The sequence below is a fragment of the Streptomyces sp. 7R007 genome (assembly GCF_054850255.1).
The window spans coordinates 178600-198167 of the sequence record NZ_JBTWMV010000001.1 but is presented as its reverse complement, the minus strand read 5'-3'; the positions used below and the strand labels follow the sequence as shown (position 1 = coordinate 198167).

The 19568-nt window shown below is 71.8% G+C and carries 21 protein-coding genes and 1 pseudogene; 14 read left to right on the top strand and 8 right to left on the bottom strand.

Going from position 1 to position 19568, the window contains the following annotated elements; all coding sequences use genetic code 11:
• Nucleotides 1-46: 46 nt before the first annotated feature.
• The gene (gene tuf / locus ACYF6T_RS00930) at nt 47-1240 is read left to right on the top strand and encodes an elongation factor Tu (protein ID WP_461692560.1); all 1194 of its coding nucleotides are present in this window, start codon (nt 47-49) and stop codon (nt 1238-1240) included.
• Nucleotides 1241-1257: 17 nt separating this feature from the next.
• Here the strand turns inward: tuf and ACYF6T_RS00925 are convergent, their stop codons facing one another.
• Together ACYF6T_RS00925 and ACYF6T_RS00920 are read right to left on the bottom strand one after the other, a co-directional pair.
• Nucleotides 1258-1638, bottom strand: coding sequence for an anti-sigma factor antagonist (locus tag ACYF6T_RS00925; protein WP_461692559.1), 381 nt, complete (start codon nt 1636-1638; stop codon nt 1258-1260).
• A gap of 228 nt (nt 1639-1866) precedes the next feature.
• Entirely contained in the window at nt 1867-2304 is a 438-nt protein-coding gene (locus ACYF6T_RS00920; RefSeq protein ID WP_461692558.1) for a MarR family winged helix-turn-helix transcriptional regulator, read from the bottom strand.
• A gap of 102 nt (nt 2305-2406) precedes the next feature.
• Between ACYF6T_RS00920 and ACYF6T_RS00915 the strand changes: the two genes are divergently transcribed.
• Both ACYF6T_RS00915 and ACYF6T_RS00910 read left to right on the top strand, forming a co-directional pair.
• Complete coding sequence (locus ACYF6T_RS00915; RefSeq protein ID WP_461692557.1) at nt 2407-3861, top strand: aldehyde dehydrogenase family protein; 1455 nt, start codon at nt 2407-2409, stop codon at nt 3859-3861.
• Between the two features lie 39 nt (nt 3862-3900).
• Nucleotides 3901-5007 carry an NAD(P)-dependent alcohol dehydrogenase gene (locus ACYF6T_RS00910; RefSeq protein WP_461692556.1) on the top strand — a complete coding sequence of 369 codons (1107 nt, stop codon included), beginning with the start codon at nt 3901-3903 and terminating at the stop codon, nt 5005-5007.
• Nucleotide 5008: 1 nt separating this feature from the next.
• Here ACYF6T_RS00910 and ACYF6T_RS00905 read toward each other — a convergent pair whose 3' ends face one another.
• Nucleotides 5009-5959: an NADP-dependent oxidoreductase gene (locus tag ACYF6T_RS00905; RefSeq protein ID WP_461692555.1), complete on the bottom strand. Its 951-nt coding sequence runs from the start codon at nt 5957-5959 to the stop codon at nt 5009-5011.
• A 71-nt stretch (nt 5960-6030) separates the two neighbouring features.
• Here ACYF6T_RS00905 and ACYF6T_RS00900 point away from each other — a divergent pair, with 71 nt between their 5' ends.
• A complete protein-coding gene (locus ACYF6T_RS00900; RefSeq protein WP_461692554.1) occupies nt 6031-6990 on the top strand; it encodes a GlxA family transcriptional regulator in 960 nt (319 codons plus the stop codon).
• A gap of 20 nt (nt 6991-7010) precedes the next feature.
• Here the strand turns inward: ACYF6T_RS00900 and ACYF6T_RS00895 are convergent, their stop codons facing one another.
• Nucleotides 7011-7574, bottom strand: a complete 564-nt coding sequence (locus ACYF6T_RS00895) for a TetR/AcrR family transcriptional regulator (RefSeq protein WP_461692553.1) — start codon at nt 7572-7574, stop codon at nt 7011-7013.
• Complete coding sequence (locus tag ACYF6T_RS00890; RefSeq protein ID WP_461692551.1) at nt 7571-7933, bottom strand: DUF1304 domain-containing protein; 363 nt, start codon at nt 7931-7933, stop codon at nt 7571-7573. The genes ACYF6T_RS00895 and ACYF6T_RS00890 overlap by 4 nt, the downstream gene beginning before the upstream one ends.
• Before the next feature lie 91 nt (nt 7934-8024).
• Between ACYF6T_RS00890 and ACYF6T_RS00885 the strand changes: the two genes are divergently transcribed.
• The 6 genes from ACYF6T_RS00885 to ACYF6T_RS00860 all read left to right on the top strand — a co-directional run bounded on the left by ACYF6T_RS00885 (nt 8025) and on the right by ACYF6T_RS00860 (nt 13119).
• Nucleotides 8025-8501, top strand: a complete 477-nt coding sequence (locus ACYF6T_RS00885) for a GNAT family N-acetyltransferase (protein ID WP_461692549.1) — start codon at nt 8025-8027, stop codon at nt 8499-8501.
• 264 nt (nt 8502-8765) lie between these two features.
• Nucleotides 8766-10466 (top strand): ATP-binding protein, encoded by a 1701-nt coding sequence (locus ACYF6T_RS00880; RefSeq protein ID WP_461692548.1) that lies wholly within the window; start codon nt 8766-8768, stop codon nt 10464-10466.
• 5 nt (nt 10467-10471) lie between these two features.
• A complete protein-coding gene (locus ACYF6T_RS00875; RefSeq protein WP_030043913.1) occupies nt 10472-10882 on the top strand; it encodes a roadblock/LC7 domain-containing protein in 411 nt (136 codons plus the stop codon).
• On the top strand, nt 10879-11289 hold the full coding sequence (locus tag ACYF6T_RS00870; RefSeq protein WP_461692542.1) for a DUF742 domain-containing protein: 411 nt from the start codon (nt 10879-10881) through the stop codon (nt 11287-11289). Before ACYF6T_RS00875 ends, ACYF6T_RS00870 begins: the two co-directional genes overlap by 4 nt.
• Entirely contained in the window at nt 11270-11875 is a 606-nt protein-coding gene (locus ACYF6T_RS00865; RefSeq protein ID WP_461692540.1) for a GTP-binding protein, read from the top strand. The genes ACYF6T_RS00870 and ACYF6T_RS00865 overlap by 20 nt, the downstream gene beginning before the upstream one ends.
• A complete protein-coding gene (locus ACYF6T_RS00860; RefSeq protein WP_461692538.1) occupies nt 11872-13119 on the top strand; it encodes a cytochrome P450 in 1248 nt (415 codons plus the stop codon). The genes ACYF6T_RS00865 and ACYF6T_RS00860 overlap by 4 nt, the downstream gene beginning before the upstream one ends.
• A 61-nt stretch (nt 13120-13180) precedes the next feature.
• Here the strand turns inward: ACYF6T_RS00860 and ACYF6T_RS00855 are convergent, their stop codons facing one another.
• Complete coding sequence (locus tag ACYF6T_RS00855; protein WP_461692537.1) at nt 13181-14911, bottom strand: hypothetical protein; 1731 nt, start codon at nt 14909-14911, stop codon at nt 13181-13183.
• An 820-nt stretch (nt 14912-15731) separates the two neighbouring features.
• Between ACYF6T_RS00855 and ACYF6T_RS00850 the strand changes: the two genes are divergently transcribed.
• From ACYF6T_RS00850 to ACYF6T_RS00840, 3 genes and pseudogenes are all read left to right on the top strand, one after another.
• Entirely contained in the window at nt 15732-16157 is a 426-nt protein-coding gene (locus ACYF6T_RS00850) for a hypothetical protein (RefSeq protein ID WP_461692535.1), read from the top strand.
• Nucleotides 16154-16609 (top strand): annotated as a pseudogene (locus ACYF6T_RS00845) (pyridoxamine 5'-phosphate oxidase family protein). Before ACYF6T_RS00850 ends, ACYF6T_RS00845 begins: the two are co-directional and overlap by 4 nt.
• Before the next feature lie 76 nt (nt 16610-16685).
• The gene (locus tag ACYF6T_RS00840) at nt 16686-17078 is read left to right on the top strand and encodes a VOC family protein (RefSeq protein ID WP_461692534.1); all 393 of its coding nucleotides are present in this window, start codon (nt 16686-16688) and stop codon (nt 17076-17078) included.
• A 33-nt stretch (nt 17079-17111) separates the two neighbouring features.
• On the opposite strand, the gene ACYF6T_RS00835 is transcribed toward ACYF6T_RS00840, so the two are convergent.
• Both ACYF6T_RS00835 and ACYF6T_RS00830 read right to left on the bottom strand, forming a co-directional pair.
• Complete coding sequence (locus ACYF6T_RS00835) at nt 17112-17408, bottom strand: DUF4235 domain-containing protein (RefSeq protein ID WP_461692533.1); 297 nt, start codon at nt 17406-17408, stop codon at nt 17112-17114.
• A 17-nt stretch (nt 17409-17425) separates the two neighbouring features.
• The gene (locus ACYF6T_RS00830) at nt 17426-18439 is read right to left on the bottom strand and encodes a glutathione S-transferase family protein (RefSeq protein WP_461692531.1); all 1014 of its coding nucleotides are present in this window, start codon (nt 18437-18439) and stop codon (nt 17426-17428) included.
• Nucleotides 18440-18601: 162 nt separating this feature from the next.
• On the opposite strand from ACYF6T_RS00830, the gene ACYF6T_RS00825 reads away from it, so the two are divergent.
• Nucleotides 18602-19522, top strand: coding sequence for a cation diffusion facilitator family transporter (locus ACYF6T_RS00825; protein ID WP_461693220.1), 921 nt, complete (start codon nt 18602-18604; stop codon nt 19520-19522).
• Nucleotides 19523-19568: the final 46 nt, after the last annotated feature.

Sequence of the window (19568 nt, the reverse complement as noted above, 5' to 3'; positions counted from 1 at the left end):
AGCGAGCGACGCTCGGCATCACACGGATGCCCAGGGAGGGGTTGCCATGGCGAAGGCGAAGTTCGAGCGGACCAAGCCGCATGTGAACATCGGCACCATCGGGCACATCGACCACGGGAAGACCACGCTCACGGCGGCGATCACGAAGGTGCTGCACGACAGGTTTCCCGACCTGAACCCGTTCACGCCGTTCGACCAGATCGACAAGGCGCCGGAGGAGCGGCAGCGCGGCATCACCATCTCCATCGCCCACGTCGAGTACCAGACGGAGCGCCGGCACTACGCGCACGTGGACTGCCCGGGGCACGCCGACTACATCAAGAACATGATCACCGGCGCCGCGCAGATGGACGGCGCGATCCTGGTCGTGGCGGCCACCGACGGGCCGATGCCGCAGACCAAGGAGCACGTGCTGCTGGCCCGGCAGGTGGGCGTGCCGTACATCGTCGTCGCCCTGAACAAGACGGACATGGTCGACGACGAGGAGATCCTGGAGCTGGTCGAGCTGGAGGTGCGCGAACTGCTCACCGAGTACGAGTTCCCCGGTGACGACGTGCCGGTGGTGAAGGTCTCCGCGCTCAGGGCGCTGGAGGGCGACCCGCAGTGGACGCAGTCGGTGCTCGACCTGCTGGACGCCGTCGACACGGCGATCCCGGAGCCGCAGCGGGACGTGGACAAGCCCTTCCTGATGCCGATCGAGGACGTCTTCACCATCACCGGCCGCGGCACGGTCGTCACCGGCCGGATCGAGCGCGGGGTGCTGCACGTCAACAACGAGGTCGAGATCATCGGCATCCACGAGCAGAAGACCAAGACGACCGTCACCGGCATCGAGATGTTCCGCAAGCTGCTGGACGAGGGCCGGGCCGGCGAGAACGTCGGTCTGCTGCTGCGCGGCGTCAAGCGCGAGGACGTCGAGCGCGGGCAGGTCGTGATCAAGCCGGGGACGGTCACCCCGCACACGGAGTTCGAGGGGCAGGCGTACATCCTGTCCAAGGACGAGGGCGGCCGGCACACGCCGTTCTTCGACAACTACCGCCCGCAGTTCTACTTCCGCACCACGGACGTCACCGGCGTGGTGACGCTGCCCAAGGGCACCGAGATGGTCATGCCGGGCGACAACACGGGCATGCACGTCCAGCTGATCCAGCCCATCGCCATGGAGGAGGGCCTGAAGTTCGCCATCCGCGAGGGCGGCCGGACCGTGGGCGCCGGCCAGGTCACCAAGATCCTCAAGTAGCCGCCGTCAGCGGGCCGTCACAGCGATCCGGACGTGGCCTCGGGCTGGCCCAGGGCCGCGTCCAGGGTCGGATGGGCGGGCAGCAGCCGGTGGAGCCCGGTGACCCGCATGACGCGCAGGGTCAGCGGGTGCGTGCACACCAGCCGCAGCTCCCCGCTGCGGTCGAGGACGCGCCGGCGGGCCCGGTACAGCAGGCGCAGTCCGGAGCAGTCGAAGAAGTCGATGTGCCGCAGGTCGATCACCAGGCGGATCTCGGGGCGGGCGGTGAGCCGGTCCAGGTACGGGGCGATCTCCAGGGCGGCGGCGATGTCGATGTCGCCCCACAACTCCACGACGGTGTGTCCCCGCTTGTGCCGGACGCGCAGATGACGGGCCGGCGGCGCAGGCTCCTGCTGCACGACGACATCGCCTCCAACCTGCTCCGTCCACGGCGGGCTGCAGGTCACCGGGGGCTGGGGTGACATCGTGCAGTGATCGTACGAGAGCAGCCGAGCCGCCGGGTTCCGAGTGAGCGTAAATCCGTTCCCCGCCCTGCAAGTTACCCTCGATCGAGTGAATGTGAGCATGTTCGATTGACATATGTCGCCGAATTGCGACCAGCTTCCGCCGTGGAGCGGGCGGCGGCGCTACGACAGCGCGTGCCAGGCCTTGGACAGCGACTGGCGCAGCTGCTCGGTCTGGCGCGCCGTGAGGTCGCGGACCATGCGCTCCTCCAGCTCCCGCACCGGCCGCGCGTGCTGCCGCAGCAGCTCGCGGCCCTCGTCGGTGAGCAGGATCAGCAGCTCGCGGCGGCTGTGCGGGTTGCGCTCGCGGCGGACCAGGCCCCGGCTCTCCAGTGACCGCACGAGGTCGGCGATGGACTGGGCGGTGACGAAGGAGTCCCGGGCGAGCTGGGCGGCCGACAGTCCGTCGTGTCGCTCCAGCACGGTGAGCGCGGTGTACTGGAGAGCGGTGATGCCGGAGGCCCTGACCAGCTCGTCCAGCCGGGAGCGGACCGCGAGCTCCACCTGTTTGACCATGTAGAGCAGCGACGGGGGTGCCTTGGTTGTCTGGGTGCCGGTCATGGGTCCAGCCTAGGGCATTGACAGGAAACCTGGGTGTAATCAGACTGCGGACCAACAGGAATCCTGTTTGTTGAAATCTTGGCGACCATGCTGGGAGTGGCGATGACCACCTTCGAGATCGAACCCGGACGGCTGTTCGTGGCGGGTCAGTGGCGTGAGGCCGCCGACGGAGCGCGCACCGAGGTGGTCGACCCGTCCCGGGGCGCGGTCGTCACCACCGTCGCCGAGGCGGGCGCCGCCGATGTGGACGCGGCCGTGCGCGCCGCCCGGGAGGCCTTCGACGACGGCGCCTGGTCCCGGCTGAGCGGCCGGGAACGCGGGCGCATCCTGCACCGCGTCGCCCGGCTGATCCGTGAGAACGCCGACGAACTCGCCCGGCTGGAGAGCCTCGACGTCGGCAAGCCGATCAGCCTGTGCCGCGCCGTCGACGTGACGAACGCGGCCAACGACTACGAGCAGTTCGCCGCCCTCGCCTACGCGCTGGACGGCTCCGTGCGCGACACCCCGATGAACGCCCTCGCCTACACCACACGCGAACCGCTCGGTGTGGTCGCCGCCATCACGCCCTTCAACTTCCCCCTGATCCTGGCCGGTTCGAAGATCGGCCCGGCGCTCGCGGCCGGCAACACCGTGGTCCACAAGCCGGCCGACGAGACCCCGCTCAGTGCCCTGTACATGGCCCGGCTGCTGCAGCGCGCGGGCGTCCCGGACGGCGTGGTCAACGTGGTCACCGGCAGCGGACCGGTGGCCGGCGAGGCGCTGCTGCGTCACCGCGGCATCGACAAGGTCGCCTTCACCGGCTCCACCGCCATCGGCCGCCATGTGGCGAGCGTGGCCGGCGAGGCCCTGCGGCCCGTCACCATGGAACTCGGCGGCAACGCGGCCCACCTCGTCTTCGAGGACGCCGACCTGGAGAAGGCCGTCGGCGCGATCATCAAGGCGTTCGTCTTCAACACCGGCCAGTTCTGCATGGGCGGCCCCCGCCTGCTCGTCGCCCGCCCGGTCCACGACACCCTGCTCGGCATCCTCGCCGAGGCCGTGCCCGGCGTACCGGTCGGAGACCCGCGCGACCCGGAGACCGTCGTCGGCCCGATGGCGGGGGAGAAGCACCTGAAGAAGGTCGAGGAGTACGTCGACCTCGCGCGCAAGGAGGGCGGCCGCATCGTCTGCGGCGGCGAACGCCTCGACCTCGACGGCGGCTACTACTACCGCCCGACCGTCATCGCCGGCCTCTCCAACGACTCCCGCGTCGTCCAGGAGGAGATCTTCGGCCCGGTGCTGACCGTGCAGCCCTTCGACACCGAGGACGAGGCGGTCGAGCTCGCCAACTCTACGCCGTACGGCCTGGCTTCGGGCATCCAGACGCAGAACCTCGCCCGCGCCCACCGCGTCGCCGGCCGGCTCCAGGCCGGCATCGTCTGGATCAACGACTGGGCCATGCTCGACCCCGCCGTGCCCTTCGGCGGCGTCAAGGACTCCGGTTTCGGCCGCGAGTACGGTCCCGAGGCGCTCGCCGCCTACACCAAGGTCAAGTCCGTCGTCGTCTCGCTCGACTGAACCGGCTCAACGGTCCTGAAAGACAAGGGAGTTCGTACGATGTCCCGCACCACCCGTGCCGCGGTCGTCGAGACCGGCGGAGCGCCCTTCACCCTCGCCGACGTCGAGCTCGACGAGCCCGGACCGCACGAGGCGGTCGTCCGCATGGTGGCCACCGGCCTGTGCCACACCGACCTGTCGGTGGCCGGCGGCGGGCTGCCCTTCCCGCTGCCCGGAGTCCTCGGCCACGAAGGAGCCGGCGTGGTCGAGGCGGTCGGCTCCGCCGTCACCGGCGTGGCCCCCGGAGACCACGTGGTGCTGTCCTTCACCTCCTGCGGGGAGTGCCACAACTGCCACGGCGGCCACCCGGCGTACTGCGCGACCTGGCTGCCGCTGAACCTCATCGGCGGCCGCCGCGCCGACGGCAGCGGCACGATCAGCCGGGACGGCGAGCCGCTCGGCGGCCACTTCTTCGGCCAGTCCTCCTTCGCCGAGCGGGCGTTGGCGGACGAGCGCAGCCTGGTCAGGGTCGACGCGGACGTACCGCTGCAGTCCATCGCGCCTCTCGGCTGCGGGGTGCAGACCGGCGTCGGCGCCGTCTGGAACGTGCTGCGGCCGTCCACGGGCGCCACCGTCGTCGTCCTCGGCGCCGGCGCCGTCGGCCTGTCCGCCGTGATGGCCGCCGCCCTCACCCCCGCCACCCGGATCGTCGCCGTCGACCGGGTCACCGAACGCCTCTCGCTGGCACGGGAGTTGGGGGCCACCCACACCGTCAGCACCGGCGAGAGCGACCTCGGCGAGGCCCTCGCCCGCATCACCGGCGGCCAGGGCGCCGACGGCGTCGTCGAGACCACCGGCAGCGTCGCCGTGCTGCGCCAGGGCGTCGACGCGCTCGCCGCCCGCGGCACCCTGGTCGTCGTCGGCGCCCCGCCGTTCGGCAGCGAAGTCGCCCTGGACGTCAACGGGTTGCTGGGCGGCAAGCGGATCGTCGGCCTGACCCTCGGCGACGCCGAGACACAGTCCTTCATCCCGTCCCTGGTGCGTCTGGTCAAGGACGGGCGGCTCCCCCTGCACCGCCTGATCAGCACCTATCCCTTCGCGGACATCGACCAGGCGGTGCGGGACATGAGCGCGGGCAAGGCGATCAAGCCCGTGCTGACGTTCTGACTCAGTCGACCGTCAGCACCAGCTTCCCCGTGGTCCGGCCGGTGTCACCGAGCCTGTGCGCCTCGGCGGCATCGGCCAGCGGGAAGGTGCCGGCGATCGTGGCGCGCAGCTTCCCCGCCTCCACCAGCGCCGCGATCGCCTCCATGCCGGAGTGGGAGGCGTCCACCAGCATCCGCAGCGCCCGTACCCCGAGCCGCTCGGCCTCCTCGGGGAAGTCGTTCGAGCCCACCGGCAGGATCGACACCACCAGACCGCCCGGCCGCAGCACCCGCAGCGAGCGCGTGGAGGTCTCGCCGCCGATCGTGTCCAGGACGACGTCCACGTCCTTCACCGCCTCGGCGAAGTCCGTCTCCCGGTAGTCGATCGCCTCGTCCACGCCGATCCCGCGCAGGAACTCGTGCTTGCCCGCGCTCGCCGTGCCGATCACGTACGCGCCACGCGCCTTGGCGATCTGCGTCGCCACGTGGCCGACACCGCCGGCCGCCGCGTGGATCAGCACCCGCTGTCCCGGCCGCACGTCCGCGTACTCCACCAGGGCCTGCCAGGCGGTCAGCGACACCAGCGGCAGCGCGCCCGCCTGGACGTGGTCGATGGAGGCCGGCTTGTGCGCGAACCAGCGGGCCGGGCCGGTGACGTACTCGGCGTGCGAGCCGTGGCCGAAGGGGTACGACAGCATGCCGAAGACCTCGTCGCCGGGCTTGAACCGGGCCACGCCGACGCCGACCGCCTCGACCACGCCGGAGACGTCCCAGCCCAGGACGAAGGGCGGCTCGCCCAGGAAGCCGCCGGTCGCCCGGTGCTTCCAGTCGGTCGGGTTGACGCCGGCCGCGCGCACCCGCACCAGCACCTCGTTGGTACGCGGCTCGGGCCGCTCGATCTGCACTTCCCTCAGGACCTCGGGACCGCCGAGGACGTCCTGGCTGATGGCACGCATCGTGTTCACATCGCTCATGGTGAACCAGCCTGCCGGGCTCCGCCCGCCGAGGAAATGGCATGATTGCCATCATCCGATAGAATCGTGCCATGAGTGACGGGCGGCGGGTGGAACGGGTCGTGGTGCTGGCCCTCGATGGTGTGTACCCCTTCGAGCTGGGCATCCCCAGCCGCATCTTCGGCGCGGCGGACGGCCGGTACGAGGTGCTGACGTGCAGCGTCGACGGCCGACCGGTGCGCAGCAACGCCGACTTCACCATCGGCGTCGCGCACGGCCCGGAGATCCTGGCCACCGCCGACACCGTGGTCGTCGCCTCCATGGCCACCTCCCACATCCCCGCCGAGCTGTCCGCCGAACTCGCCGACGCGCTCGCGCTGATCCGTCCGGACGCGCGGATCGTGTCCATCTGCACGGCCGCCTTCGTCCTGGCCGCCGCGGGTCTGCTGGACGGCCGCAGGGCCACCACGCACTGGCAGTGCGCCGACGCCTTCCGGCGCAGGTACCCGCACATCGACCTCGATCCGGACGTGCTGTTCGTGCACGACGGCCGCATCCTCACCTCGGCCGGCGCCGCCTCGGGCGTCGACGTCTGCCTGCACGTGGTGCGCACCGACCACGGCAGCGAACTGGCCAACGCGGTGGCCCGCCGCTGTGTCGTCCCCCCGTTCCGCGACGGCGGCCAGGCCCAGTACATCGAGCAGCCGGTCCCGGAGAGCGGGGCGGCGAGCACGGCCGCCACGCGCGCGTGGGCCCTGGAGCACCTCGACGAACCGCTCACCCTGGCCGACCTCGCCGCGCACGCCCGGATGAGCCTGCGCACCTTCGCCCGCCGCTTCCACGACGAGGTGGGCATGAGCCCCGGCCGCTGGCTGATCCAGCAGCGCGTGGGCCGCGCCCGGCATCTGCTGGAGGCCAGTGACCTGACCGTCGACCAGATCGCCGGCCGGGTCGGCTTCGCCACCGGCGCGTCGCTGCGGCAGCACCTGCACGCGGCGGTCGGGGTGTCACCGCAGGCGTACCGGCGGACGTTCCAGACGGCGGCGCGGTAACGCGGCCCGGCCGTTGCCGGTCACCGGCTGGCGTGCAGGATGACCAGCAACTGCCAGACCTGGTCGGCGATCCGGTCCGGCTCGGCCTCCAGGAGCCCGTGCAGCCAGTCGGCCAGCACGCCGGCGAAGGTGGCGGCGACGGCGGAGGCGACGAGCGGGGCGTCCGCGGCTCCCGCGCGCGTGCGCTCACGCAGGCTGTACGCCCGCAGGTCGCGGTGGAGGACCCGGCCGAGCGGTCCGCCGCCGCCCGGTGTCAGCAACGCGCGGTACAGGCCGGCGTGCGGGGTGAGCGAGGCGAAGAACTCGGCCAGCGCGGGGGGTGCGTGCACCGGATCGGGGCGGCCCGTCCAGGAGTGCAGCGCCTCGACGGCCTCGCGTACGACGTCCGCGCAGGCGTCGACGGCCAGCGCCTCCAGACCGTCGTAGTGGACGTAGAACGTGGCCCGGCCGACGCCGGCCCGGCGCACCAGGGCCGCCACGCCCACGTCGGCGAGGGGGCGCTCGGCGCACTCGGCGAGCAGGGCGGCACGCAGCCGGGCGCGGGTGCGGGCGGCGCGGGGGTCCTGCGGGGCCGGGCGGGTCACCGGGCGAGCAGGACGGCGGTCAGGGCGAGCGCGCCGGGCAGGGCCTGGGCGACCAGGATGCGGCGGTTGGCGGTGGCGGCGCCGAAGACGCCCGCGACGACGACGCAGGTCAGGAAGAACACCTGGGCGCGGAAACCGGTCGGATCGGCGGCGACCAGCCCCCAGACCAGGCCGGCCACGAGGAAGCCGTTGTAGAGCCCCTGATTGGCCGCCATCGGTGCGGTCGCCCGCGCCGTCTCCCGGTCGAACCCGTGCAGCGCCCGCCCGGGCCTGCGCTGCCACAGGAACATCTCCAGCAGCAGGATGTAGCCGTGCAGAGCGGCCACAAGCCCCACCAGCACCTCAGCGAGCACATCCACTACGACGCCTCCGTTTCATAGACAGGTGCCCACTATAGCTGGACGAGTGTCCAGGAAGTTCCTTGTCAGTGCCGGTCGATAGCGTGCGCGCATGACTGATCGAGACGTGATCGTGCGCCGCGCCAGGACCGAGGACATACCGGGTCTCGTCGAGTCCAGCGCGGGTCTGTTCGCCGAGGACGCCGGCACCCGGGACAGCACCATGAACGTCGACTGGCCGCGCGAGCACGGTGCCGCGTCGTTCGCCGCGGCGCTGGAGGACCCCTCAAGGCTCGTCCTCGCCGTGGATTGCGGCGGGCAGGTCGTGGGGCACCTGGTGGGGTCCCTCACGGAACCGTCGGCGCGGCGGCCCGTCACCTCCGCGACTTTGGTCAGCATGTACGTCCGTCCCGAGCACCGCCGGGCGCGCGCCGGGGCTCGGCTGGTGGCCGAGTTCCTCGACTGGGCCCGGCGGCAGGGCGCCGAGCACGCCGAGGTGACCGCCTACGCGGCGAACGTCGATGCCGTTCGGTTCTATGAGCGCAACGGCTTCGGGGCCATGTTGTTGACTCTGCGTCAGGCTCTCTGACGCCGAGTCCCTCCCGGCGCCGATTCGACAAGCCCCAGGTCCGCAAAGGGATTTGTCGACGTTCGGGTGGGTGGCGGACCGTGACGGAATCCTCACTTCCGTGGGGTGGTCGAGGTTGATCCTTTCGGGTTCAAACCCGATAAGCTCCCGTTCGGCGCTGCGAGTTGACGCGATCGCGTTCGGTCATCTCGTGGTGCGTACTCATGAGTGCGGTCCCCCCATGCACGCCCCCCTTGTTCGATCGTGTGGTCTCGAAGGATGCAGATGGAACTCGCCACTCCGCCGCCGGCGGCGCGGGCCCCTGTCGCCTGGTACAGCTGGTGGCTCATGCCGCTGGCCTTAGGAGGCGGGACGGTTGCCGCCACGTTCATGAGCTCCGAGCGCATAGCCGCCGGCGTCGCGGGCGTCGCGGCCACCGCGGCGAGCTCGGTGTGCGTACGGCTGCTCCTGCGCACCCGTACGCAACTCGGCCGCGCGGAGGGTTCCTTCCGCAGCTCGCAGGCCGAGCACTCGCAGCAGTGGCAGCAGCACGTGGCTGGGCTGGAGCGGAAGTTCGCCGCCGAGCGCGCCGCACTGGAGGCCCGACTCGGCGAGCAGTCCACCGCCTACGAGGACCGGCTCTCCGAGCAGTCCCAGGCGTACGAGGCCCGGCTGGCCGAGCAGGCCACGGCGTACGAGGCGCAGCTCGCCGAGCAGGCCGAGACCTGGCGCGAGCAGCTCGCGCACCAGCAGGCCGCCGTCGCCCGGCTCGCCGACGAACAGCTGCCGGAGGCGCTGGAGCGGCTGCGGGCCGGCGACGCCGTCGACGACCTGCTGCCCGTCGGCAACCAGTGCGCCAAGGTCAGCGCCGACCTCCAGGCGGAGCTGCGCAAGGTCCTCAGGACCGCCCTGATCGGCGTGGAGACGGAGTTCAACCGCTCCACCTCCGCCGAACAGGCCGTGATCAGCATCGGCAACCGCATCCACGTGCTGACCAGCAAGCTGCGCGGCCGGCTGCACGAGATGCAGGGCGAGCACGGCCGGCTGCCGGCCGTCGCCCGCGGTCTGATGGAGCTCGACCAGCAGCTCGGCCCCGCCGACTCGCTGGCCGCCAGCATCGGCGTGCTCGGCGGCTCGGACCGGCCCGGCCGGCAGTGGCAGGAGCCGCAACGCCTGCTGAGCGTGGTCCGCGGCGGCATCGGCCGGATCAAGGACTTCCACCGCGTCGAGGTGCGCCATCTGCCCGAACTGGGCGTCGACGGCGGCCTGGTGGACCACCTCACCCTGATCTTCGCCCACCTGCTGGACAACGCGGCCCGCTACTCGCCGCCCACCGAGCCGGTCCTGGTCTCCGGCAAGGAGGTGCCCAACGGCGTCGGCATCGAGATCCAGGACTCCGGCAAGGGCCTGAGCGAGGAGAAGAAGCGCGAGGCGGAGCACGCCCTGGCCGGCACCGGCGAGGGACCTGGCCTCGGCGGCATCTCCGAGGACGCCAACATCGGTCTGCGCGTGGTCGGCATCCTCGCCCGGCGCTACGGCATCCGCGTCACCTTCGCGGACTCGCCCTGGCTCGGCACCTCGGTGGTGGTCGTGGTCCCGCACAAGTTCTTCAGCCCGCTGCCCGCGACCGGCACCGCCGGCGGGACCGGGGCGGCCGGCCCGACCACGCCCGTCACCGCGGCGGCCTCGACCCCCGCGACCCGCGACACGGTCACCGCCGTCCCGCCGGCCGAGACGGACGAGGCCGTGGACACCACGCCCGGTGGACTGCCCCGGCGCCGCAGCAAGCGCAACGAGGCGGCGGGGGAGCGGCCGGCCGAGCGCGCCGTACGGACCGAGGAGGGCGCGGTCTCGGCAGTGCCGCCGGACGCCTCCTTCGCCGGCCTCGCCGCCTTCGCCACCGCCGGGCGCGAGCCGGCCGAGGCCGAGGACGTGACGATCGCCGGACGCGAGTCCACCGAGCACCGTACGGAAGAGAGCGACTAGTCCCCATGACGCAACAGGGAACCGACGTGAGCTGGGCGCTCCGCGATCTGGTGGAGTCCATCCCGGAGATCCGCTTCGCCCTCGTGGCCTCCAGCGACGGCAAGGCCATCACCTCCTTCGGCGCCGAGGACCCCGACGACGTCGACCGGTTCGCCGCCGTCGTCGCCGGCCTCCAGGCGCTGGCCCAGCCGGTCGCCGAGCAGTTCCCCAAGTACGCGGGGCAACTGCGGCTGGCGATGATCGAGGTCGACGGCGGACACCTCTTCGTCGTCCGCGCCGGCGTGGAGACGTATCTCGGCGTCCTGGCCCGCGAGGGCCTGGACCAGGGCCTGCTCGGTCACCAGATGCGAGACCTGGCCCGCAGGATGGGTGAGCTCCTCGGCACCACTCCGCGCCTGGAGGAGCACTCTGGATGAGTGCTCCCCGCCGGCCCACGGACCCGCCCCCAAGTCCTCGGCCCCGCCCGACTTGGGGGGACCCCCAAGGTCTCGAGCGCTACTACGTCCTCACCCGAGGGCGTAGCGGACCGGGCGGTTCGGCGTCGAGCCTGGACGTGGCGACCCTCATCGTCTCCCGCGCCGCCCCCGCACCGGGCATGCAGCACGAGCACGAGGAGATAGTCCGGCGCTGCCGCGATCCGCTGTCGGTGGCCGAACTCGGCGCCCACCTCGGATTGCCCTTCAACATTCTCGCGGTGCTGCTGGCGGATCTGCTTGAGGCAGGCCGCGTCGAAGCCCGTGACCCCATCCCGGCGCACGACGCCGGTCGCGGGCCCGACCTCGCGCTCCTTGAGGAGGTACTCAGTGGACTTGAACGGCTTTGACCATCCCGGTCGGCCCGCCGACGGCGGCACCCGCTCGGTGAAGGTGATGATCGCGGGCGGCTTCGGCACCGGGAAGACCACCATGGTGCGCTCGGTCAGCGACATCAAGCCGCTGACCACCGAGGAGACCCTCACCCAGGCCAGTGCCGACGTCGACCACCTCATCGGCGTCGCCGACAAGACGGAGACCACCGTCAGCCTGGACTTCGGCAAGATCAGCCTGAACGACAGCCTGATGCTGTACCTCTTCGGCACCCCGGGCCAGGAGCGCTTCTGGTTCCTGTGGAACGGCCTGTTCAAGGGCGCGCTCGGCGCCATCGTCCTGGTCGACACCCGGCGGCTGGCCTCCAGCTTCCGGGCGATCGAGGAGATGGAGCGGCAGAACGTCCCCTTCGTGGTCGCGCTGAACGTCTTCCCGGACTCCAAGGAGTACCCCGTCGAGGAGATCCGGGACGCCCTCGACATCCCCGAACACATCCCGGTCGTGGCCTGCGACGCCCGCGACCGGGCCTCCAGCCGTGACGTGCTCGTCGCGCTGATACGCCACTTGAAGGACCGCTCCGCCGTCGCACTGGAGTCCCGATGAACGCCCAGCCCTTAAACGGTCCCGACGCCCCGCGCGGCTGCCCCGTCGCCCACGGGAGCGAGCTCACCCGGCTGTTCGGGCCGGAGGCGTCGACCGACCCGTACGGCATCTACGAGCGGCTGCGCAAGGAGCACGGGTCGGTGGCGCCGGTGCTGCTGGAGGGTGACGTGCCCGCCTGGCTGGTCCTCGGCTACCGCGACAACCGGCGGGTGCTCGACAACCCACGCCAGTTCAGCCGGGACGCGCGGATCTGGCGGGACTGGCGCGAGGGGCGCATCCCGGAGACGCACCCGCTGATCCCGATGGTCGGCTGGCGTCCCGACTGCGTCTCCCAGGACGGCGAACCGCACCGTCGGCTGCGCGGCGCGGTCACCGACGGGCTGCTGGCCGCCTCCAGCCGCGGGGTGCGCAGGCACGCCACCTACTTCGCGAACAAGCAGATCGACGCGTTCGCCGACGCCGGCCGCGCCGACCTGGTGGCCGACTACGCCGATCTGCTGCCGATGCTCGTGCTCACCCGGATCCTGGGCCTCCCCTCGGGGGACGGGCAGCGCCTGGTCGAGTCGTGCGCCGAGGTCTTCAAGGGCGGCGAGGGTGCCCTGGAGCACAACGACCGGATCATGCAGATCCTGTCGGATCTCGCCGAACGCAAGCGCGCCGAACCGGGCTCCGACTTCGCCACCGCCCTGCTGGAGCACCCGGCCGGCCTCGACCACGACGAGGTCGTCAGTCACCTGCGCCTGGTGCTGATCGCCGCGCACACCACCACCAGCAACCTGCTGGCCCAGGTCCTGCAGCGGGTCCTCACCGACGCCGGCCGGCTGTCCGACCTGGTCAGCGGGCAGCTCAACATCGCCTCGGTGGTGGCGGAGATCATGTGGGACACCCCGCCGCTGGCCGTGCTGCCGGGCCGGTTCGCGGCCACCGACCTGGAGCTCGGCGGCCACCACATCCAGGAGGGGGAACTGCTCGTCCTGGGCCTGGCCGCCGGCAACCTCGACCCGGAGGTACGGCCCGACTCGGCCGCCGCCGTGCAGGGCAACCAGTCGCACCTGGCGTTCAGTTCGGGGCCGCACGAGTGCCCGGGGCAGAGCATCGGCCAGTCCATCATCGAGATCGGCGTGGACGTCCTGCTGCACCGGCTGCCGGGGCTGCGCCTGGCCGTGCCGCCGGAGGAGCTCTCCTCGACCGCCTCCACCTGGGAGTCCCGGCTCGACAGCCTGCCGGTCGAGTTCTCCGTCTGACACCGCCGTTCTCCGTCCGCACCACCGCTGCCCGGCCGGACCCCGGCCGGGCAGCGCCGTGTCAGCCGTCGAGCCAGTCGCCCGCGACGCTCGCGGGGCGGTGTCCCGTGGCGTTCCACAGGAAATGCGGGTGCGCGCAGCCGAACATGTAGGCCAGCAGGGCGGTGTCCTCCCGCCCGGTGCGGGGGTCGTGCAGGGCGTGGAACAGTTCCGAACCCACCGCGCCGGCGTCCTCCTGAACCTGGCGGGCCCGGTCCTTGGAGGCCCCGGCGCCCGAGGCCTCCACGGCCGCTATGTAGGTGCGGCGCAGGATCTCCCACGCGGTGTCGACGTCGCCGTGCCAGGGGCCGTGGAGTGCCTCGAAGGCATGGAGTTCGGCGTCGAACAGGGCCCAGGTTCGGGGGAACTGGGCCCGGCAGTGGGCGGACAGCTCGGCGGTCCGGGGGCTCAGCGCGGGTGCGGTGGGCCGCGGGGCGATGGTGAGGGTGGTGCCGTGGGTGAGGATGCCGGTGCACGGGTTGGGCCGCAGGTCGCACAGCGGGCAGTCCTCGGCCGGGGGCAGGCCGTCGGTGATGCCGTCGAACCACAGGGCGTGGCGGCCCGTGAGTCCCATCCACACGATGGTGGTGGTCATCAGCCAGGTGTTCCACATCGGCGTGTGCGCCTCGGGCGTGCAGCCGTACTTGACGAGGGCTATGGCACAGGCGGCGTACAGGGCCTTGGTGTGGGTGGGCATGTCGGCGAGCCAGAAGTTGCTGATCTCGCCGGTGAGGGCGTCGGCTCTGACGTCGGCCATGTCGTCGATGACGCGGCACAGCAGCAGGGACGCGAGGTGCTCCTCCTGCCAGAGCTCGGTGTCGGGTGACACGTGCCAGAACAGACAGTCCAGCATCTGCAGGATCGAGTAGGTGCTCTGGCTGAGCGGGTTGGTCTGGGGAAGCGTGACGTTGCCCGCGCGGTGCTGCTGGAGCCAGTACTCGTCGACGGACCGCTTGTGGGCGGAGAAGAGGCCGGAGACCAGGGCCCGGGCGCTGTTGGTGCTGAACCGCTCGGCCAGGCGTTCTTCGACGTGCCGGGTGATGTGCGTCGTGTCGATGGTGTCGATCACGCGTCTGTACTCGTGGAAGACGAGGATGTCGTCCTCGAAGCGATGGCGGTGGCCGAGGTCCCGTTCGAGGTCGTTCATCTGCCGGGTCCAGGACCATCCGCCGGTCAGGACGCTGTCGAGCTCCCGGCGGTGCGGCCAGTGCTTGACGGTGAGGGGGCGGCCGGCGCTGTGCCGCCAGTCGTAGTCCTCCAGCGTGCGCGCGGGGGGCGTGGGCAGCCGGCGGCACAGCGGGCAGGCGCAGTCGGTCGCCTGCTGCTCCGCGCGCGGCTCGGTCAGCGCCCGGCTCCGCCAGGCCCCCTCCAGCATCGCGCTGGTCAGGCGGCAGACCTCGATGTCGGTGCCGACCTGCGGGAAGGCCGCCTCGATCACGCGCAGACCGGCGTCGAGGTGCCGCAGTCTGGCGTGTCCCTCCTCGTCGGGCGGGAGGAACGCGGGCCGCGCCAGATGGAGGGCCCCCTCCACCCGCAGTGCGGTGCCGGCGCCGGGGGAGGCGAGGGCGTCCAGCCGCTGCTGAGCGGCGTCCTGGCACCTTCGGTACTGGTCGCTGGTCCCCTTGACGCGCTGCAGGAAGAGCCCGGCCAGGGCGTCCCCGGCCTGCGTGGGCTGGGGCAGGGCGCTGGGCCGGGCCGGGAGCACGCTGTCGGCGGACGCTTCCGGAACCGCACCTTCGACGCGGAATTTCACACGGGTCTCCCATCAAGCTGTGGTCCTGGAAACGGAATCGATCAACCGTGGTGGTTCGGCCGCTCGTGGCCGAGAAAGGTGCGTGCCCACGGCGGATGCGCCCTCGGCGCCGCCGCCTCGGCCGCGGTGGTCGGAAAGCACTCGCGGCGTTCACACGGCGTGCTGGGGCGTGCTCCGGAAGTCCGCTGATGGGGGTGTCGAAGGGGAGAGGTCGAATGTGACGTCCTGAGGCATGCGCTTCCTTCCAGGAGACGGCGGTACGGAGTCCCCCCGACCCGCGAACGGGTGGCCGGAACGACCACCCGCGCGTTCGAACTCAGCTTCTATGGCCGAAAGTTGAACCGAGAAGCGGTAGGAGGCTGCCCAGAGCGTAAATGATCTACGCGTGACCTCACCGTGATGTCCGTTACTGCCTGCGCCTCGTGAGCTGCGTACACTGCCTCCCCTCCCGCGTACGTTGACGGCGACGTGGACGCCCTGGAGCGGGTCGGAACTGCTGGCCGGCCAGTCGCTGCCGACTTGGACGTGGCCCTGGAAGCCGAGCGCGTCCAACTCGGTGACGTTCGTGGGCAGTTGATCGAGATCGCGAGCCTCTTGCCGCGGTTGGCGGTCGCACACCCGTTGCCGGCCCGGAACCGCGTGGCTCAACACAGCCCGCATCTCCACGAGTTCGGGAGTCCACTCGGCGCCTCGCTCCCGGTCCCGCCACAGCGCCCCGACGACCCGCGCGGTCAGCAAACCCTCCCGTGCGGCCGTCACATACGCCTGCGCGGGACCGTCCACGCCGAGGAAGTCGCCGACCAGCGCGTCCCGCCAGGCCGTGATGCCGAGCGCGTGCAGCGGCGCCGCGAGCCGGCAGGCCGTTCTCGCCCGCCGCGTGCCGCTCGATGCGTCCGTCCGCCGGGTCCGGCGTTGCCCGGCCGGCAACTCCGCGCCCTGCACCCTCGCCTTCGGCGCCCTCGGCTCGGCGAGCGTGGCGTTGCCGAAAAGTGCGCGGGAGGTGGAGGCGGCCGTGTGGTGGGCGACGTGCGCGAGGCCGGCCGCCGGCACCCCTCCGCACATTCACGCCTCGGCCCGCCAGCCGGTGGCCGACATGGGGCGCAGCGCCTACCCGGTCGCCCTCCACCCGCTGCTGAGCGCGGCGGCGACCCGGCCGGCGGACATCCGGGCGCGCCCCGGCCGGCCAACGGCCACACTGAACAAGCCAGTTGACCACTCCACCGGCAGGAGGCCCGGCCCACGATGACCGCACGCACCCCCGAACAGCGCAAGCAGGACACCCTCCACCGCCTCGCCCACGACGTCGACGCCTGGGTCGCCACCGCGGACGAGGCCGGGGGAGTGCCCCACCTCGTGCCGCTGTCCTTCCACTGAGACGGCGAGACCCTGCTGTTCGCCACGCCCGCCGCCAGTCCCACGGGCCGCAACCTGAGCGCGACGGGCAGGGCGCGGATCGGCCTCGGTCCCACACGGGACGTCGTGATGATCGAGGGCAGCGTCGACACCGTGCCGCCCGCCGAACTCACCGAGGAGGAGGGAGACGTCTTCGCGGCCCGGACCGGCTTCGATCCGCGCCGACTGCGCACGCCCTACTTGTACTTCCGCGTCCGCCCGGTCCGCGTCCAGGCCTGGCGCGAGGAGGACGAACTGGTCGGGCGGGAGCTGATGCGGGACGGGACGTGGCTGGTCGCCGACTGAATCGGCCCGGCCGGGATATCCGCAAGGAAGAGGGCGCGGGGCACGAACTCCCGCGCCCGGACCCTTCGGAGGAGACATGGCACTGGTAAAGGCGGGCGTCGTGGTGCTGGACTGCGCGGAACCCGAGAAGCTCGCCGTGTTCTACAAGGAACTGCTCGGCGCAGAGGAGACGGAGGCGAGCGCCAACCGCGTGGAGATCCGCGGGGCCGACGGCTGCCGGATCGCCTTCCGCCGCGACGTGAACGCCACACCGCCGAGCTGGCCGCGCCCCGAGAACTCCCTCCAGGCCCACGTCGACTTCGTGGTGGAGGACCTGGACGCGGCCGAGCGCAAGGTGGTGGAGCTGGGCGGCCGTCCGCTGGAGACGAAGGACGCGGCGGGCCCGTACGAGGAACGGGGCTACGCCGACCCCGCGGGCCACTCCTTCACCCTGCGCCTGATCGCGCCGACGGCGCCCAAACAGGGCTGAGGCCGCCGGCGCCCACCCGGGGCCGAGCCCGCGTCAGTCCCGGCCGCCCTTCTCGTCGGTCGGCCACACGCCGGTCGAGCGCTCGATGGCCTTGGCGCCGCCGCGGTCCACGGCACTGCGCACGACGGCGAAGATGGCGCCCTGGACCGCCGCGGCCAGCAGGATCTCCCCCCAGCCGCGGTCCCGGTCCAGCGCGTCGGGCGCGTCGTCCTCGTCGCGTATCGCCTTCCAGGTCTTGCGGAACGCGAGACCGGCGAGGGAGCCGCTCACCCAGCCCAGGACGAAGCCGAGCGGCTTGTAGGCGAGGGGGAGTTTCTTCTTCTTGGCCATGTGTGTCTCCTTCGTGGTCAGGGGCGCCCGGCCGCCGCGACCTGTTCGCCGGCCGGCACGGGTCCCGGAGGTGTCCCGTCGCCGAACGGCCGGCCCCCCAGTTCCTCGCGGTGATGGGGCGTCAGCCAGCCGGTCAGGTCCGGGCCCAGGGGCACGATCCGGGTCGGGTTGATACCGGAGTGCACCTGGTAGTAGTGGCGTTTGATGTGGTCGAAGTCGACGGTGTCGCCGAAGCCGGGCGTCTGGTAGAGGTCGCGGGCGTAGGCCCACAGCACCCGGTTCTCCGTCAGCTTCCAGCGGTTGCACTTGAAGTGGCCGTGATAGACCGCGTCGAAACGCACCAGCGTGGTGAACAGCCGGATGTCCGCCTCGGTGATCGTGTCGCCGACGAGGTAGCGCTGCCCGGCGAGCCGGTCCGCGAGCAGCTCCAGCCGCCGGAAGACGCCGCCGCACGCGGCCTCGTACTCCTGCTGTCCGGTGGCGAAACCCGCCCGGTAGACACCGTTGTTGACGTCCTCGTAGACCTCCGCCATCACCGTGTCGATCTCGTCGCGCAGGTGGTGCGGGTACAGGTCGGGGGCGCCGTCGCGGTGCAGGGCCGTCCACTCGGTGGCGAGGTCCAGGGTGAGTTGCTGGTAGTCGTTGGTGACCAGCCTGCCGCTGGGGATGTCGACGAGCGCGGGCACGCTCACCCCGCCGGGATAGTCGCTCTCGCGCCGGTCGTAGGCCTCGTGGAGGTAGCGGATGCCGAGGACCGGATCGCGGCCGTCGGGGTCCAGGGTGAAGCGCCAGCTGCGGTCGTCCTGGATCGGGTCGGCGACCGCCATCGACAGGGCGTCCTCCAGGCCGAGCAGCCGCCGGGAGATCACCGCCCGGCTCGCCCACGGACAGGCGCGGCTCACCACCAGCCGGTAACGGCCCTTCTCCACCGGCCAGCCGTCCCTGCCGTCCGCGGTGACGCGGTCGGTGAAGTGGCTCCTGGACCGCTTGAACGCCTTGTGGCCGTACGCGCTGTTGCCCCCGCCGCCCATGGGCTGCCTCCTTTCCGGGTACGTCCTTCGACCCACCGCGTTCCCCGAAATCCGCCGTACGCACGGTGTGAGCCCGCCGGACCTGGGCAGTCGGCGAAGGTGAGCGGGACACGGTCAAAGAAGAACACGGAGCGGAAAGCCGACCGCAGGACACGCGTCACCGTGCTGGTGGCGCTCGCGGCGAACCTGGTCATCGCGGCCGCCAAGGCCGTCGGCGGACTCGTGGCCGGATCGCCGGCCCTGCTGTCGGAGGCGGCGCACTCGGTGGCCGACAGCTTCAACGAGATCTTCCTGCTGGCCGCCCTGCGGCGCAGCCGCCGACCGGCCGACCGGCGCCATCCCTTCGGCTACGGCAAGGAGCGCTTCTTCTGGTCGCTCCTCGCGGCCGTCGGGATCTTCGTGATGGGCGGCTGTTTCTCCTTCTTCCAGGGCTTCGAGGCCCTGCGCAACGGAGCCGAGGAGAAGGTCAGCGGCTATGTGGCCGGGCTGATCGTGCTCGGCGTCGCCTTCGTCGCGGAGGGGATCTCGCTGCTGCGTGCCGTGCACCAGGTGCGCCGGCAGGGCGGCACGGGGAGCGGGCTGCGCGATCCGGCGCTGCGCACGGTCGTCGCCGAGGACGGCACGGCGGTGCTGGGCGTGACGCTGGCCGCCGTCGGGATGGCGCTGCACATGGTCACCGGGCAGGTGGCGTGGGAGGCGTCGGCCTCACTGGCGATCGGCGCGCTGCTGGTCTTCGTCGCCTTCCAGCTCGGCCAGGAGGCGCGCGGCCAGCTGATCGGGGAGGCCGCCGACCCCGAGGCCGCCGACCACATCCGGGACCTGCTGCAGGAGCAGCCCGAGATCGACAGTGTGGAGGCGCTGTTCACCATGAAGACGGGCCTCGACACGGCGCTGGTGGCCGCCCGCGTCGACCTGATGCCCGGCCTGGACAGCGAGCGCGTCGAGGAGGTGGCCGTGCGGATCAAGCGGACCATCGCGGACGCCGTGAAGGAGGCGGACCAGATCTTCCTCGACATCACCGACCGGCCGGCGAACGAGGCACGAGAAAGCCCCGCCGCGACGGGGGAACGCGGCGGGGCCTGACGCTCGGGTGCCCGGGGCGCCGGAGTTCATGCGTCCCGGGCCGGGA

Coding starts and splice junctions, on each gene's coding strand:
- tuf (WP_461692560.1), top strand. CDS start 47: ATGGCGAAGGCGAAGTTCGAGCGGACCAAGCCGCATGTGAACATCGGC.
- ACYF6T_RS00920 (WP_461692558.1), bottom strand. CDS start 2,304: ATGACCGGCACCCAGACAACCAAGGCACCCCCGTCGCTGCTCTACATG.
- ACYF6T_RS00915 (WP_461692557.1), top strand. CDS start 2,407: ATGACCACCTTCGAGATCGAACCCGGACGGCTGTTCGTGGCGGGTCAG.
- ACYF6T_RS00910 (WP_461692556.1), top strand. CDS start 3,901: ATGTCCCGCACCACCCGTGCCGCGGTCGTCGAGACCGGCGGAGCGCCC.
- ACYF6T_RS00905 (WP_461692555.1), bottom strand. CDS start 5,959: ATGAGCGATGTGAACACGATGCGTGCCATCAGCCAGGACGTCCTCGGC.
- ACYF6T_RS00900 (WP_461692554.1), top strand. CDS start 6,031: ATGAGTGACGGGCGGCGGGTGGAACGGGTCGTGGTGCTGGCCCTCGAT.
- ACYF6T_RS00885 (WP_461692549.1), top strand. CDS start 8,025: ATGACTGATCGAGACGTGATCGTGCGCCGCGCCAGGACCGAGGACATA.
- ACYF6T_RS00880 (WP_461692548.1), top strand. CDS start 8,766: ATGGAACTCGCCACTCCGCCGCCGGCGGCGCGGGCCCCTGTCGCCTGG.
- ACYF6T_RS00875 (WP_030043913.1), top strand. CDS start 10,472: ATGACGCAACAGGGAACCGACGTGAGCTGGGCGCTCCGCGATCTGGTG.
- ACYF6T_RS00870 (WP_461692542.1), top strand. CDS start 10,879: ATGAGTGCTCCCCGCCGGCCCACGGACCCGCCCCCAAGTCCTCGGCCC.
- ACYF6T_RS00860 (WP_461692538.1), top strand. CDS start 11,872: ATGAACGCCCAGCCCTTAAACGGTCCCGACGCCCCGCGCGGCTGCCCC.
- ACYF6T_RS00840 (WP_461692534.1), top strand. CDS start 16,686: ATGGCACTGGTAAAGGCGGGCGTCGTGGTGCTGGACTGCGCGGAACCC.
- ACYF6T_RS00835 (WP_461692533.1), bottom strand. CDS start 17,408: ATGGCCAAGAAGAAGAAACTCCCCCTCGCCTACAAGCCGCTCGGCTTC.
- ACYF6T_RS00830 (WP_461692531.1), bottom strand. CDS start 18,439: ATGGGCGGCGGGGGCAACAGCGCGTACGGCCACAAGGCGTTCAAGCGG.